The sequence below is a fragment of the Actinomyces capricornis genome (genome assembly GCF_019974135.1).
In the GTDB taxonomy this organism is placed as follows: Bacteria; Actinomycetota; Actinomycetes; order Actinomycetales; family Actinomycetaceae; genus Actinomyces; species Actinomyces capricornis.
In genome coordinates this window covers 1,912,019-1,925,800 of the sequence record NZ_AP025017.1, presented here as the reverse complement: position 1 = coordinate 1,925,800, position 13,782 = coordinate 1,912,019, and the positions used below count along the sequence as shown (strand labels likewise).

At 71.1% G+C, this 13,782-nt stretch carries 11 protein-coding genes; 5 read left to right on the top strand and 6 right to left on the bottom strand.

Annotated features, from left to right (window positions below):
* Nucleotides 1-61: 61 nt before the first annotated feature.
* From hpt to dacB, 3 genes are all read right to left on the bottom strand, one after another.
* Nucleotides 62-616 (bottom strand): hypoxanthine phosphoribosyltransferase, encoded by a 555-nt coding sequence (gene hpt / locus MANAM107_RS07745; RefSeq protein WP_223912977.1) that lies wholly within the window; start codon nucleotides 614-616, stop codon nucleotides 62-64.
* A 412-nt stretch (nucleotides 617-1,028) separates the two neighbouring features.
* Complete coding sequence (locus MANAM107_RS07740) at nucleotides 1,029-2,258, bottom strand: Rv3626c family coenzyme F420 biosynthesis-associated protein (protein ID WP_223907037.1); 1,230 nt, start codon at nucleotides 2,256-2,258, stop codon at nucleotides 1,029-1,031.
* Nucleotides 2,259-2,270: 12 nt separating this feature from the next.
* Nucleotides 2,271-3,668, bottom strand: a complete 1,398-nt coding sequence (gene dacB / locus MANAM107_RS07735; RefSeq protein ID WP_223907033.1) for a D-alanyl-D-alanine carboxypeptidase/D-alanyl-D-alanine endopeptidase — start codon at nucleotides 3,666-3,668, stop codon at nucleotides 2,271-2,273.
* Between the two features lie 346 nt (nucleotides 3,669-4,014).
* Here dacB and MANAM107_RS07730 point away from each other — a divergent pair, with 346 nt between their 5' ends.
* Nucleotides 4,015-4,515, top strand: a complete 501-nt coding sequence (locus tag MANAM107_RS07730) for an inorganic diphosphatase (RefSeq protein ID WP_179901576.1) — start codon at nucleotides 4,015-4,017, stop codon at nucleotides 4,513-4,515.
* A gap of 189 nt (nucleotides 4,516-4,704) precedes the next feature.
* Here the strand turns inward: MANAM107_RS07730 and MANAM107_RS07725 are convergent, their stop codons facing one another.
* Nucleotides 4,705-6,108 (bottom strand): C40 family peptidase, encoded by a 1,404-nt coding sequence (locus MANAM107_RS07725; protein WP_223907030.1) that lies wholly within the window; start codon nucleotides 6,106-6,108, stop codon nucleotides 4,705-4,707.
* Between the two features lie 690 nt (nucleotides 6,109-6,798).
* Here MANAM107_RS07725 and MANAM107_RS07720 point away from each other — a divergent pair.
* The 4 genes from MANAM107_RS07720 (at nucleotide 6,799) to MANAM107_RS07705 (ending at nucleotide 11,924) form a co-directional block, all read left to right on the top strand.
* Entirely contained in the window at nucleotides 6,799-8,214 is a 1,416-nt protein-coding gene (locus MANAM107_RS07720; protein ID WP_223907026.1) for an O-acetylhomoserine aminocarboxypropyltransferase/cysteine synthase family protein, read from the top strand.
* 50 nt (nucleotides 8,215-8,264) lie between these two features.
* Entirely contained in the window at nucleotides 8,265-9,431 is a 1,167-nt protein-coding gene (gene metX / locus MANAM107_RS07715; RefSeq protein WP_223912972.1) for a homoserine O-acetyltransferase MetX, read from the top strand.
* A 652-nt stretch (nucleotides 9,432-10,083) separates the two neighbouring features.
* Entirely contained in the window at nucleotides 10,084-10,473 is a 390-nt protein-coding gene (locus MANAM107_RS07710) for a hypothetical protein (protein ID WP_223907023.1), read from the top strand.
* Nucleotides 10,474-10,880: 407 nt separating this feature from the next.
* Nucleotides 10,881-11,924, top strand: coding sequence for an alpha/beta hydrolase (locus tag MANAM107_RS07705; RefSeq protein WP_179900457.1), 1,044 nt, complete (start codon nucleotides 10,881-10,883; stop codon nucleotides 11,922-11,924).
* A 34-nt stretch (nucleotides 11,925-11,958) separates the two neighbouring features.
* Here the strand turns inward: MANAM107_RS07705 and MANAM107_RS07700 are convergent, their stop codons facing one another.
* Entirely contained in the window at nucleotides 11,959-12,606 is a 648-nt protein-coding gene (locus tag MANAM107_RS07700; protein ID WP_223907020.1) for a response regulator, read from the bottom strand.
* A complete protein-coding gene (locus tag MANAM107_RS07695; RefSeq protein ID WP_223907016.1) occupies nucleotides 12,603-13,778 on the bottom strand; it encodes a sensor histidine kinase in 1,176 nt (391 codons plus the stop codon). The genes MANAM107_RS07700 and MANAM107_RS07695 overlap by 4 nt, the downstream gene beginning before the upstream one ends.
* Between the last annotated feature and the right edge of the window lie 4 nt (nucleotides 13,779-13,782).

Sequence of the window (13,782 nt, the reverse complement as noted above, 5' to 3'; positions counted from 1 at the left end):
GTTGGCGAGACGTGACCATACCGTGATGCCGACGCATGGCAAGTTGATCCGGGGACCACCCTCAGCTCTCGTAGACCGATGGGCTCAAGGTCCCAATGAAGGGGAGATTGCGGTAATTCTCGGCATAATCCAGGCCGTAGCCCACGACGAACTCGGTGGGGATGTCGAAGCCCACATACTTGACATCCACCTCGACCCTCACGGCCTCGGGCTTGCGCAGGAGGGTTGCAGTTTCAACGGAGTTGGCGCCCCTGGAGCCGAGGTTGCCCATGAGCCAGGACAGGGTCAGCCCCGAGTCGATGATGTCCTCGACGATAAGTACGTCACGTCCCGTGATGTCGGCGTCCAGATCCTTGAGGATCCGCACCACACCGGAGGACTTGGTGCCCGAGCCGTAGGAGGACACGGCCATCCAGTCCATGGGCACCGAGCGCCGCAGGCGGCGCGAGAGGTCGGCCATGACGTAGACGGCGCCCTTGAGCACTCCAACCAGAAGCAGATCGCGCCCCTCGTAATCGGCGTCGATCTGGGCGGCCATCTCATCGAGTCGCCTCTCGATCTGCTCTTGGGTGATGAGGACCTGCTGAAGATCCCCACCCATGTCTGTCGCATTCATCATTGCCACCTATCTCCTTGCGCTCCCACCGAATTCCCGGAGCATTTCCGACCGACTCATCATTGCCCGAGGACCCACAGCCTGCCACATGCCGCCCCCCCCCGAGCCCCTCGGATCCCCCGGCGCGTCGAGGCCCCCCTCCGCATCGCGTGCGGGATATCACGATGCGCCATTGATCCGCCGAATTACGGGAAGATATCGGGACCGAGGTCCCCATGCTCCCCGGGAACGACCCGGGGAACGCCATCAGCGAACGACCCGCCGACAAGAACCTCAGGCTCAGCCTTGGCTTCAGATGAGCTCAGTGCTCGTTCCAATAACGATCATTGGTACCTCATATCCTACTCACCCGGCGCCCAGGTCCCGAGCACCGCACGCCGCGGGTCCCAGGCCCCGGCTCAGCGGTCCCGGCTCAGCCCATGCGCTCGATCCACAGGTCGGGCCGGGCGATCTCGGCCGGGGTGGGCAGGCACCGGGGCGAGGCCCACACCCGGTTGAGCCCCTCATGCCCCACCCGGGTGACGACGGCGCGCACGAAGGCGGCGCCGTCGGCGTACTGGGCCTCCTTGGCGTCCAGGCTCACCAGGCGGTGCAGGATCGAGCCGGAGCCCGGGCCCGGCCCCACCCCGATGGCATCGCCTCGGGCTCGCGAGAGCACCGCGCGCAGGCGGTGCACCGAGGGCAGGCGCTTGGGGCCCACCGCGTCCAGCACCGTCTCGGCGTGACCCTCCAGGAGGGTCAGGGCGCAGGACAGCTCCGTCAGGGCCCGGCGATCGCGGCGCCCCACCAGCTCCTCCAGCGACGGGCCCCTGCCCGCCAGGACCGCCCCGGCATGGGCCCCGCGCAGCCACCGGCTCCCGGAGGGCCCGCCGCCACTGCCCGGGCCGTGGATGGCGCCGACCACTGCGGCGATGACGGCGCGCATGCGGCTGGTGAGGTAGTCCATGAGCCAGGGGGCCGCCGCGAGCTGGACGGCGTGGGTGGTCTCGTGGAGGCTCACCCAGGCGGGCAGGTCGAGCAGGTCCAGGTCCAGGCGGCGCCGCATCTGCAGCACATTGGGGGCCACCAGGAGCAGGCGGGCCGTGGGGGCGCCCTCCTGGGCCCCACCGGCCACGGGGGGCGGGGCCGCCGCGGGGTCGGTGGGCAGCACCTGCCCGAGCAGGCGCGTGGAGATCAGTCCCAGCGCCCCGGCGACCTCCACAGCGCCCGCCCGCCGCAGGCCGGGGCCCACCGGCGGGGCCGGCACAGCCTCCATGAGCGCGCGCAGGCCCGCCGCCGAGGCGCGGATGAGGCCCCGGCGGTCGACCACGCGCACATCGGTGCCCGCGGCCACCAGCCCCGCGGCCCGGCGCAGGCCGGTGATCTCGGCGATCCAGGCCGGGGACTCCTGGGCCGAGCGCCGCAGGACCGCCACGACGCCGGCACGCGAGGAACGGGAGACCACGGGGCCCGGGGGCACGAGCGCCGAGAGACGGTCCACCGTCGGCCAGTCGATGAGGCCCGCCGCGGTGCCGGAAGCGGCAGCGCTACCGGCACCGGTGCCGAGCCCCCCGGTCTCGGGGGCACTGGGGACGGGGGCCTGCGGGACCGGCCCGCCTGCCCCGCGCCGGCCGGGCCGTCGGGTCGGGGTGCCGCCTGTCATCCCGGCCCCTCCTCAGCCCTGGCAGCCGCAGGCGGCCAGGGGGGTGATGAGAAGGTTGTCCAGGACCAGCTTGGCGCTGCCCGCGTTCTCGGCCGGGAATCCGTCCAGCAGGACGGCGAAGGCCAGCAGGCGCCCGTCGGCGGTGGTCACCACCCCGGACAGGGAGACCGACTGCTCCAGCGTCCCGGTCTTGGCCCTCACCGTCCCGGCGGCATCGCTGCCGTGGAAGCGGTCGTGCAGGGTCCCGTCCAGGGCGCCCACCGGCAGGGCCGAGATGAGGGCGCGGCCGGAGGTGCCGCCGTCGGGGCCCGCGGCCCTGGCCAGGATCTGCGCCAGGAGCCGGGAGGGGACCTTGTTGCCCTTGGCCAGGCCCGAGGAGTCCAGGAGGGTGACCCCGGTGGTGTCCAGGCCGTCCTTGCCCAGCTGGTCGAGCACGGCGCGGGCGGCGCCCTGGAAGTCGGCGCTCTGCCCCGCCGCGACGGCCACCAGCCGGCCCTCGACCTCGGTGATGGTGTTGTCGGAGGTCTTCAGCGACAGAGCCAGGATGTCCTCCAGCGGCGCGGAGTGAACCGAGGCCAGCTCGGCGGCCGAGTCGGGGGCGGCGGCGCGGGTGATGTCCCCCGAGACGGTGATGCCCTCGGCGGCCAGGTGCTCACGGAAGACCTGGGCGGCCTCCAGGGCGGGGTCCTCGGGGTAGGTCCCGTGATTGTGGTGGACCGAGACGTCCACCATGATCGGCTGGATCTTGGCCACCCAGGCCTCGTTGCCGGCCTCCCAGCCGTCATTCCAGGTGGGGCCGGTGAACAGGGTGTCGTCCAGGCGCACCGAGACGCTGGTGACGCCCTTGTCCTTGAGGGCCTGGGCGCTGAGGCGGGCCAGGTCGCCCAGGCCCGCCCGGCCGGCCGTGGCAGTGGGGTCGCCCGCGTCCTCGGCCAGGAGGACGTCGCCCCCGCCCACGAGGGTCAGGTTCTGGCCCTCCAGGACGGTGCTCGTGGTCAGGGTGTGGTCGGCCCCCAGGAGGGACAGGGAGGCCTGGGCCACCAGCAGCTTGTTGGAGGAGGCCGGGGTCACACCAGTGGTGCCCGAGTGGTTGACGAGCTCCTGGCCTGTGGCCACATCGATGATGGAGGCGCTGACCGAGCCCCCCTCCAGGGCCTTGTCGGCGGCCAGTTCCGAGACCATCGCGCTCAGGGCGGCGCTGGAGGGGATCGGGGCCTGGGGGTCGAGTCCCGAGGCCTGGGCGATGGCGGCGTCGGGGGCGGAGATCGTGGGGTAGGGCTGGGCGGCGATGTCCATCGGGGCCGCGGTCACGGGTCCGGGCACGAGGTCGAGTGCATCGGCCAGGCCATAGTAGCCGCCCGCGACGAGGAGGCTCGCCGCGGTCAGGGAGGCGATCTGGGCCTTGCGCATGGGTCCTCATTTACTGGCGGGTTGACGGGGTGGATACAGGCTGAAGACGAGAGTGGAGGCTGACGGTCGGGGCCGTCCCGGTGCCGGTGCCGACCACCGGGCGGCCGGTAGGGATGCCCGGTAGGCTGGTGCCGGTACCGGGGACGGCACTGGGCGACGCCGGACGGCGGCACCGGGTCCCACCGCTTGGGGCGGGTCGGGCGCCGCGGTCCGTAGTTTCCCACCTCCAACGCCCTCGTAGGCCACACTAGTGCCATTGCCGCCCGACCCGCCGGACTCGACGCCGAACCCGACGCCGGTTGATCGGCCTCATACGGACTGCTATGACAAGCGAAGGAGGCTCCACGTGGAGTTCGACGTCACGATCGAGATCCCCAAGGGCAACCGCAACAAGTACGAGATCGACCACGAGACCGGACGGATCCGCTTGGACAGGATGCTCTTCACCTCAACGCGCTACCCCGATGACTACGGCTTCATCGACGGCACCCTGGGTGAGGATGGCGATCCGCTCGACGCGCTGGTCCTGCTGGAGGAGCCCACCTTCCCCGGCTGCGTCATCCGCTGCCGCGCCCTGGGCATGTTCCGCATGCGCGATGAGAAGGGCGGGGACGACAAGGTCCTGTGCGTGCCCAGTGCGGACCAGCGGGCCTCCTGGCGCACGGATATCGAGGACGTCTCGGAGTTCCACCGCCTGGAGATCCAGCACTTCTTCGAGGTCTACAAGGATCTGGAGCCGGGCAAGTCCGTGGAGGGCGCCCACTGGGTGGGGCGCGAGGAGGCCGAGGAGGAGATCCGCCGCTCCTACGAGCGCGAGGCCGAGAACCTGGCCCACGGCGGGCACTGAGTCGCCCGGAGTCTGCGACACCGAATCGGCTGGGGCCGGGACATCATGTGAGGTGATGTCCCGGCCCCAGCCGATTCCTCGCTCCGTGCCCCGAAGCCCAACTGCCCTCCGGTGCTCCCCTGCCCGGCGCGGGCGGTGCCACCGCAGAGGCTCAGCTGGGCTCGGTCGGGCTCGGCGGGCCTGCCGGGCTCAGTAGGGGCGCACGGCCGTGGGCATGGCGCCGGAGTAGCGCATGGAGGTCACGGTGACGGTGAAGCCGAAGGTCGGCGCCTCGATCATCTGCCCGTCGCCCAGGTAGATGGCCACGTGGTAGATGCCCGACTGGGTGCCGTCGGAGGACCAGAAGACCAGGTCGCCGGGCTGCGCACTGGAGAGCGGAACATGCTGGCCCTGGCCGTACTGCACCCGGGAGGAGTGGGTCAGGGAGACGCCTGCGGCCTGGTAGGCCATCATCGTCAGGCCCGAACAGTCCAGGCCCGCGGCCGACTCGCCTCCCCACACGTAGGGGGTGCCGATGTAGCTCATGGCTGCGGAGATGGCGGTGGCGGCGGCATCGCCCGAGGCGGCCGGCGCGGGCGCGGGCTCCTCGGCCTCCTCCTCAACGGCGGGGGCCGGCGCGGGGGCCGGGGCCTCCTCGGCCTCCTCAGGCTCCCCGGCCTCCTCCTCGGCGGCGGGGGCCGGCGCGGGCTGCTCGTCCTGCGGCTCCTGCGCCGGGGGCTCGGGCGCCTCGGTGGCGGGCTGGTCCTCGGTGGCCCGGGGGGCGGGCTCCTGGGGCGCCTGCTGGGCGGCCGCGGTCCTGGCGGCCTCCTCGGCGGCGGCCTTGGCCGCAGCCTCCTCGCGAGCCTTGCGCTCGGCCTCGAGCTGGTCCTGGTGCTGCCTCTCCAGCTCGACGGTGGTGCCCCGCTGCTCGGCGAGCCTGGTCACCAGGGCATCGCGCTGGGTCTGGGCCTGGGTGACCTCGGCCTGGGCGGTGGTGGCGGCGCTGGCGGCAGTGGCCTTGGCGGTCTCGGCCTCGGTGGCGGCGGTCTGCTTGGTCTCGACCTTCTCGTCGGCGATCCCCTGCATGGTCTCGGCCACGGCCTGGAGCGCCTCGACGTCCTGGACCTTGGCATTGGTGCGCTCCCCCATGCGGGCCCGGGCGACCTCGGCGTCGGCGAGCTCGGAGATGGAGGTGGCGGTGACGTAGGGGGTCAGGGCGGTGATCGCGTTGCCGCCCTCCTGGTAGGTCTGGACGACGACGGCACCCAGGTCGGCGCGGGCCGTCTGGGTCTCCTGGGCCGCCGAGTCGGCGCTGTCCTGCGCGGTCTGCGCCTCGGAGGAGGCGGTGGCCAGCTCCTGGACGGCCATGAGGTAGTCCTCGTTGGCGATCTGGGCGTTGCGCTGGGCGGTCTCGAGGTTGACGTTCAGCTGGGCGAGCTGGGCCTCCAGCTCGCCGATGGAGGCGCTGGTCGAGGCCTCGGCCTCCTTGGCCCGATCGACGTCGTCCTGGGTGACGGGATCAGCATGGGCCGCGGGTATGACGAGGCAGGCCAGCGCCAGGACGGCGGTGGCGATGGTGCCGCGCCTCCATCGGTTCTGGAACGAGGGGGTCACTGGGGTCTCCGTCGGTCAGGGTCGGTCATCTTCGGTCACGGTCGGCCGGTCAGCGTTCGTGCGGCCACCGCCGGCCCTCCGGCACATCGGGATGCGGCGGTCGGCGGTGGGCGCCCGGCTGATCGGTGGAGGCGGCACCGAGGTGCCTCTCCGTGTGCTCCCACGCCACATTAGTCGCCTCAGTTCACCTTGGGAACACTGTTCACATTCTTCACATCCGCCACTTACATCACTGTGATTTCAGGCCTATCGGCGCCATTCCGGCCTTCGCCGTCGTCGATACCGTGACGTGACCCACGTGACATCCCACACAGGTGCACCCCAGGCGCTCCCCAGCCGTCCTTCCGAGCCACCGCCCCCGGGCTGCGGGGTGTCCGCCTGACGGACGCCCCGCGCCCCGACTTGCCCCCCGGAGCCGAGTGGCCGCTACAGTTCGGGCATGCCTTGGAACGTGTCCGGCCCGAGGGCCTCGGAGCCCCCGCAGCCCCACCGCATGCGAATGCGCAGCTGACGCGCACGCCGCAGCATGCCCACGTGCGCGTCCCCCCATCTCACCCACACCGGTGACCGCGGATCGAGGAAGCGCCAGGACACGCCGCACCAGCCCGCACCCCGCCCAACGCAAGGCGGGGGCCGTGCCCCGCACCGCCGTCGTCCGCCCCTGGTCACCACGGACCTAAGGAGCACACGATGACCACCCAGCCCACGCCCACCGCCACCCAGGCCCCCTCCCCCACCAGCCCCCGGGGCTGGCGCTTCGAGACCAAGCAGGTCCAGGCCGGCCACGACCCCAGGGCGGATACCGCCCGCGCCCGGGCCATCCCCATCTACCAGACCACCTCCTTCGTCTTCGATTCCGCCGAGCAGGCAGCCGCCCGCTTCTCCCTGGCCGAGCTCGGGCCCATCTACACCCGCCTGAACAACCCCACCAACGAGATCGTGGAGAACCGGATCGCCGCTCTGGAGGGCGGCGTGGGGGCGCTGCTGACCGCCTCGGGCCAGGGCGCCCAGACCCTGGCCTTCCTGACCCTGGGGTCGGCGGGCACCAATATCGTGTCCTCCCCCTCCCTGTACGGGGGCACCACGAACCTGCTCGCCCACTCCCTGCCCCGCTTCGGCATCGAGACCCGCTTCGTGGAGGACCCCTCCGACCCGCGGGCCTGGGCGGCGCTGGCCGATGAGCGCACCATCGCCTTCTTCGGGGAGACCATCCCCAACCCGCGCGGCGACATCCTGGACATCGAGGCGGTGGCGGGCGCGGCCCACGCCGAGGGCATCCCCCTGGTGGTGGACAACACGGTGGCCTCGCCCTTCCTGACCCGCCCCTTCGAGTGGGGCGCGGATATCGTGGTGGCCTCGGCCACTAAGTTCCTGGGCGGTCACGGCTCCTCGGTGGCCGGGGTGATCGTGGATGCCGGCAACTTCGACTTCGCCGCGAGCCCCGAGCGCTTCCCCGGCTTCAACACCCCCGACGAGTCCTACCACGGCCTGGTCTACGCCCGGGACCTGGGGGTGGGCGGAGCCCTGGGCGCCAACCTCGCCTTCATCCTCAAGGCCCGCGCCGAGGGGCAGCGCGACCTGGGCCTGCCCCTGGCCCCGCACTCGGCCTTCCTCATCGCCCAGGGCATCGAGACCCTCTCCCTGCGCATGGAGCGCCACGTGGACAACGCCCTGGCCGTGGCCTCCTGGCTGGAGGCGCGGCCGGATGTGGCCGGGGTGCGCTACTCGGGGCTGGCCTCCAGCCCCTACTACGAGTTGCACCGCAAGTACTGCCCGCGCGGGGCAGGGGCGGTCCTGGCCTTCGACCTGCCCGGAGGACGCGAGGCGGGGGCGGCCTTCATCAACGCCCTGGGGCTGTTCTCCCACCTGGCCAATATCGGCGATGTGCGATCCCTGGCCGTCCACCCGGCCACCACCACCCACTCCCAGCTCGACGACGCGGGCCTGGCCGCCGCCGGCATCACCGCCGGCACGGTGCGCCTGAGCGTGGGCATCGAGCACATCGAGGACCTCCTGGCCGACCTGGATCAGGCCCTGGCCGCGGCCGCCGCCGTCACCGGCACGGCCACCGGCCCGCAGGGATCCGAGGCGGGAGGCGGGCGGTGAGCACTCCCAGCACTGCTGAGCCCGCCCACCCCGGGCCGCCTGGAGCCCCGGTGGCGCAGGCCTACGGTGTGGGCACTGCCGCCTCCAAGCTGGTGGACCGCAAGGCGGGCTCCCCCACCGGGGCGTGGCGGCCCGGGGAGGAGCCCGGTCACCGCCGCTTCCTGGAGATCGGCGACCTGCCTCTGGAGTCCGGGGAGGTGCTGCCCGAGACGGTCCTGGCCTTCGAGACCTGGGGGGAGTTGAGCGCGGCGCGCGATAACGCAGTGCTGGTGCTGCACGCCCTGACGGGGGACTCCCATGTCACCGGCGAGGCCGGCCCGGGGCACCCAACGCCGGGCTGGTGGTCGGACCTGGTGGGGCCGGGGCGGGCCATCGACACCGAGCGCTACTACGTGGTGGCCGCCAATATCCTGGGCGGCTGCCAGGGCTCGACGGGACCCTCCTCCCTGGGGCCCGATGGGCGCCCGTGGGGCTCGCGCTTCCCGTGGCTGACCACCCGCGACGCGGTGGAGGCCGAGGCCCGCCTGGCCGACGCCCTGGGGATCGAGACCTTCCACCTGGTCATCGGCGCCTCCCTGGGCGGGCACCGGGCCATCGAGTGGGCGGTGACCCACCCGCACCGGGTGCGCAACCTGGCACTGGTGGCCACGGGCGCCTCGACGACGGCGGACCAGCTCGCCTGGTGCCACCTCCAGGAGCTGGCGATCGTGGCCGACCCCTTCTTCTTCGACGGCGACTACTACTCCCACCCGGTGGGGCCGGTGCGGGGGCTGGGCCTGGCCCGGGCCCTGGCGCATACGACCTACCGCTCGGCCGCCGAGCTCGATGAGCGCTTCGGGCGCCGCCACCAGGGGGCGGAGGACCCGGCGGTGGGTGGCCGCTACCAGGTGGAGTCCTACCTGGACTACCACGCGGGCAAGCTGCTGGCGCGCTTCGATGCCAACACCTACCTCATCGTCACCCATTCGATGATGGTCCACGACGTGGGCACGGGACGCGGCGGGATCGAGGCGGCCCTGGGGCGGGTGAGCGCGCGCACCCTGGTGGTGGATGTGGACTCCGACCGGCTCTTCCTGCCCGCCCAGGCCGAGGAGCTGGAGCGGGGGATCGCGGGGGCGCGCCGGGCGACGATCTCCTCCCTGCACGGCCATGACGGCTTCCTCATCGAGGCCGACCAGATGGACGCGATCCTGCGCGACTTCCTGGCCGGGGCGTGACGAGACGGCGGAAGCCCGAATCGCAGTGGAGCTCCACACCCACATCAAAGAATGCGACTCACGCCACAGCAACGATAGTGCACGCTCCATTGCCTCGAAATGATAGCGTCTTTTCTAGTACGCCTCGCGGATCAGCTCGAAGATCACGAACATCAAAATAATCCCACAAAGAGCGTTGATACCTGGTTAAACGGAAACTATAAAGTGCACAACCCTCTGGTTGAGGCCTTCAGTGCAATGGCAGATTAATCCTGAGGCAGCTCAAAGAAACCTTACCAAAGAGCGGTGGACACCTGGAGAGGAAAGCGAAAAGCGTTGGGCGTTACTTAGAGATCGAGACTGGAGTTCTACGACTTCCATCCACGTTGATAAGTAGGCGAATTTCATGGGAAGACTGTTGGTCGACAGACTTACGCAAGTGAGCACAAGCCTCCTAGTGCTCACTCTAGCAGGTTGCGCGTTATCCGGAAGCATTAACCCTAGTGGCACACCCACGCCCCCAGCGCCCCTCACCGATGAAGTGCTGTGCGGAGTCCTTCCCAACGAGGCGCTCACCGAGACCCTCGGGTTCTTAACAGTGACCTACAGGTATACGCACTCATCCGCCTCGGAAAGGGTCTATGGCCGCTCAGGCTATTACTATGATTGCACTATGCATTCCAGCAAAACGGATGAATTCGGTTTTTTTGAGTTCACTTACCAGCCAAGCACTACACTCCCTGACAACCCGGGATTTGATGGCCCTGTTGATTTTCAAGACATTCCGAATGTATTTTCCGAGTCCCTCACAGCGATTACTTTTGAGGGCCAAGAGGGAAGCGGATGGACGTGGGAGGTCAACAATGGAGCATACATATCATGGCTCTATCCGGATGGCCACCTCCTCACCGTTCGCCTCACCATCAACAACGCCACGGGAGATTTCACTGCCGAACAACTCAACAACTACCGCCACGTCGTCGGCACAGTCATCACTCAGATCCCCGAAGTCGCCTCCGGCCCCGCCGTTCGAACGATCGTGCCGTCACCCACCAGTACGTAACGAGGGACACCGCAGGCCCCAACGGGATCCATCACGCGAACAGACTGTGCGCGACTAAAGAAAAGCGATCCTCACTCCAGGATGACTGTGGAAGTTGCCGCAGAAGGTGCCCTGGTCCGTTTTTCACCGCGACGGCTGAGGAGGTCTCAACGCCTCCGTCCTACTCGCGGATCGGAGCACCAGAAAGCAGATCGGCAGGCCCGCAGGGAGCGGATGTGCGTCCTCAAGGTCGGATCCGCGGCGTCAGGGGCGGATACGCGCGGGGCCTCTCAGCGCTGAGGGCGAAGCCGGGAGCGGTGCCGCAGCGCAGTGGCCACAATGGTGGCGTGCCCGACTCCAGCAGCCCTTCGCAGCCCCGCACCTCCACGCCTCCGCCACCGCCCCAGCAGGCCACGGAGCACGCGCCGGTGGGGGCCTGGGGGCCCGACATCCTGGGCCCGGGCTTCCAGGCCCGCACCCTGGAGCTGCTGCCCGACGATGAGGACGACGGCGCCGTGGCCACCCTCGTGCGCCACCTGCCGGCCCTGGACCCGCAGGCCATCCCCGGCACGCCGTCGAGCCCGACCTTCATCTACCTCTACGTCCACGGCTGGAACGACTACTTCTTCCAAACCCACCTGGCCCGTGAGATCTCCCGGATCGGGGGCGCCTTCTACGCCCTGGACCTGCGCCGCTACGGGCGCTCGTGGCGCGAGGGCCAACTGCACGGGTGGTGCACCTCCCTGGCCGAGTACGACGAGGACCTGGGGCTGGCCCTGGGGGTCATCCGCGCCGAGCAGGACTGGGAGGCCGACCTGGTGCTCTCGGGCCACTCCACCGGCGGGCTCATCGCCTGTCTGTGGGCCGACCGCCACCCCGGGGCCCTGAGCGCCCTGGTGCTCAACTCCGCCTGGCTGGAGATGCACGGCTCGGACCTGCTGCGCACCGTGGGCGAGCCGGTCATCCGGACCCTGGCGCTGCGCGACCCGCGCATGGCCCTGCTCAGCGGCATGATCGACCCGGCCAAGTCCTTCTCCATCACCGACGGCTGGGATCCCGAGCTCGACGGCGAGCTGCCGGACCCCTCCTGGGAGGGCGACCCCTATGTCACCGGCTGGGAGATCAACCGGGCCTGGTCGCTCAAGCCCTCGGCCCCCATCCGCCCCGGCTGGCTGCAGGCGATCCTGGCCGGGCACGCGCGCGTGGCCCAGGGCCTGGATATCCGCTGCCCGGTGCTGTCGATGAGTTCGGCGCGCACCCGCCTGGGGGTGGGGCGCTCGCCGGACTCCCGCCACGCCGACACGATCATCGACGCCGATGCCACGGCCCGCCGCTCGGTCCAACTGGGGGACCTGGTGACGGTGGCGCGCTTCCGCGGCGGGGTGCACGATCTGACCCTGTCCGAGCCGCCGGTGCGCGAGCAGGTCTTCTCCGCCATGCGCCGCTGGCTGGCCGCCTACGTGCTCATGTGACAGTCCCGCCGGCGCGCAGGGCCGGTGGCGGCCCTCAGGCCAGCCCGTTGCGGAAGGCCCACACGACGGCCTGGACCCGGTCGCGGGCCCCGATCTTGGGCAGGATCCTGGTGAGGTGGGACTTGACGGTGCTGGTCTCCACCACGAGCTCGGCGGCGATCTCCGCATTGGACATGCCGCTGGCCAGCAGCTCCATCACCTCCCGCTCACGCTCGGTGAGCAGGGCCAGCTGCCCGTGGTTGACCACCGGGGCCTGGCGGCGGGCGAACTCGGCGATGACCCGGCGGGTGACGCTGTGGTCGACCAGCCCCTGTCCCTGGGCGAGCCGGCGCACGGCCCCCACCAGCTCCTCGGGCTCGCAGTCCTTGAGGATGAAGCCGTCCGCCCCGGCCTCCAGGGCGCCGAAGACGTCGGCGTCCATGTCGAAGGTGGTGACCACCAGGACGGCCGGTGAGCCGTCGTGGCGCTCGGCAACGATCGTCCGGGTGGCGCTCAGGCCATCGCCCTGGGGCATGCGCAGGTCCATGCACACCACGTCGGGCCGGGTCTGGCGCACCACGCGCACCGCCTCGCGGCCCCCGCCGGCCTCCCCCACCACGGTGATGTCGCCGTGCTCCTCCAGCAGGACCCGGAACCCGGCGCGCACGACCACCTGGTCGTCGACCAGTACCACTGTGATCATGCGTCCTCCTCCTGGACCAGGGGCAGGGCCAACCGTACCCGCCAGCCGCCCTGCGGACTCGGCCCGGCCTCCAGCTGACCGCCGACGGCGGCGGCGCGCTCGCGCATGACCGCCAGCCCCGTGCCCCCGCCGCCCGACTCACTGGGCTCCTGCTGCGCGGCGGTGTTGGTCACGCACAGGATGAGGCGGTCCCCGGCCCTGCGCACCTCGACGAGGATCCGGGCCCCCGGGGCGTGCTGGAGGGCGTTGCTGATGGCCTGCTGGGCGACGCGGTAGACGGCGGCCCCCTCCTGCGGGGACAGGCGCGGGGGCGGGCCCTGCGCATCGGTGCGCATGCGGATATCGGCGCCGACGTCGCTGATGGACTCGATGAGGGCCGGCAGGTCCGCCAGGCCGGGCGGGGCGGCTCCGTCCTCGTGGTCGCGCCGCAGCAGCCCGACGACGGAGCGCAGGCCCGCCAGTGCCTCCTTGGCCTGCCCGCGCAGTTGGGCCGCGGCGGACCTGGCGGCGGCGGGGTCACGGCCGATGAGCCTCTCGATGGCGGAGGCCTGCACGGCGATCCCGGCCAGGTGGTGGGCGGCGACGTCGTGCAGCTCGCCGGCCAGGCGGCGCCGCTCCTGGATGAGGGCGACCTCCAGCTGACGGGCGTGCTCCCGCCTGACGAGCTCGCGCAGGGCGGTGTCATACCTGCGGCTGCTGGCCAGGGCCGCGCCTCCGAGCATCGGCAGCAGGTAGGCGCCCAGCGAGCCGAGGAGGACGGCCGCGCCTCCCTGCCATGGGTCGGCGGGGCTCCTCCACTGCATGACCGCCATCTCGACGATCGCCAGTGCGCTCAGGAGCGCCGTCGCCGGGCGCAGGGGCAGGCGCATGCCGATGGCGAAGGCGACCACGGAGGGGCCATAGCCATGGACGACGTACCCCTGGGGCAGGATGAGCACGAGGAGCACCTCGATCGACCACACCAGGGCAAGGCACACCAGGGGCCGGGAGCGCCACAGCACCAGGGCGAGCCCCTCAGCCGCCAGTAGTCCCGCCCCGAGGCGGATGAAGGAGGCCGGGAAGGGGTCGCTGACCGACCCCAGCAGGATCACCGCGGCCCCCTGGGCGAGGGCCATCCCGAGGGCCAGCAGGACATCGTTGCGTAGCGGCGAGGACCGGCCCAGGAGAGTCATGGCG

Coding starts and splice junctions, on each gene's coding strand:
- hpt (WP_223912977.1), bottom strand. CDS start 616: ATGAATGCGACAGACATGGGTGGGGATCTTCAGCAGGTCCTCATCACC.
- MANAM107_RS07740 (WP_223907037.1), bottom strand. CDS start 2,258: ATGACAGGCGGCACCCCGACCCGACGGCCCGGCCGGCGCGGGGCAGGC.
- dacB (WP_223907033.1), bottom strand. CDS start 3,668: ATGCGCAAGGCCCAGATCGCCTCCCTGACCGCGGCGAGCCTCCTCGTC.
- MANAM107_RS07720 (WP_223907026.1), top strand. CDS start 6,799: ATGACCACCCAGCCCACGCCCACCGCCACCCAGGCCCCCTCCCCCACC.
- MANAM107_RS07710 (WP_223907023.1), top strand. CDS start 10,084: ATGCATTCCAGCAAAACGGATGAATTCGGTTTTTTTGAGTTCACTTAC.
- MANAM107_RS07700 (WP_223907020.1), bottom strand. CDS start 12,606: ATGATCACAGTGGTACTGGTCGACGACCAGGTGGTCGTGCGCGCCGGG.
- MANAM107_RS07695 (WP_223907016.1), bottom strand. CDS start 13,778: ATGACTCTCCTGGGCCGGTCCTCGCCGCTACGCAACGATGTCCTGCTG.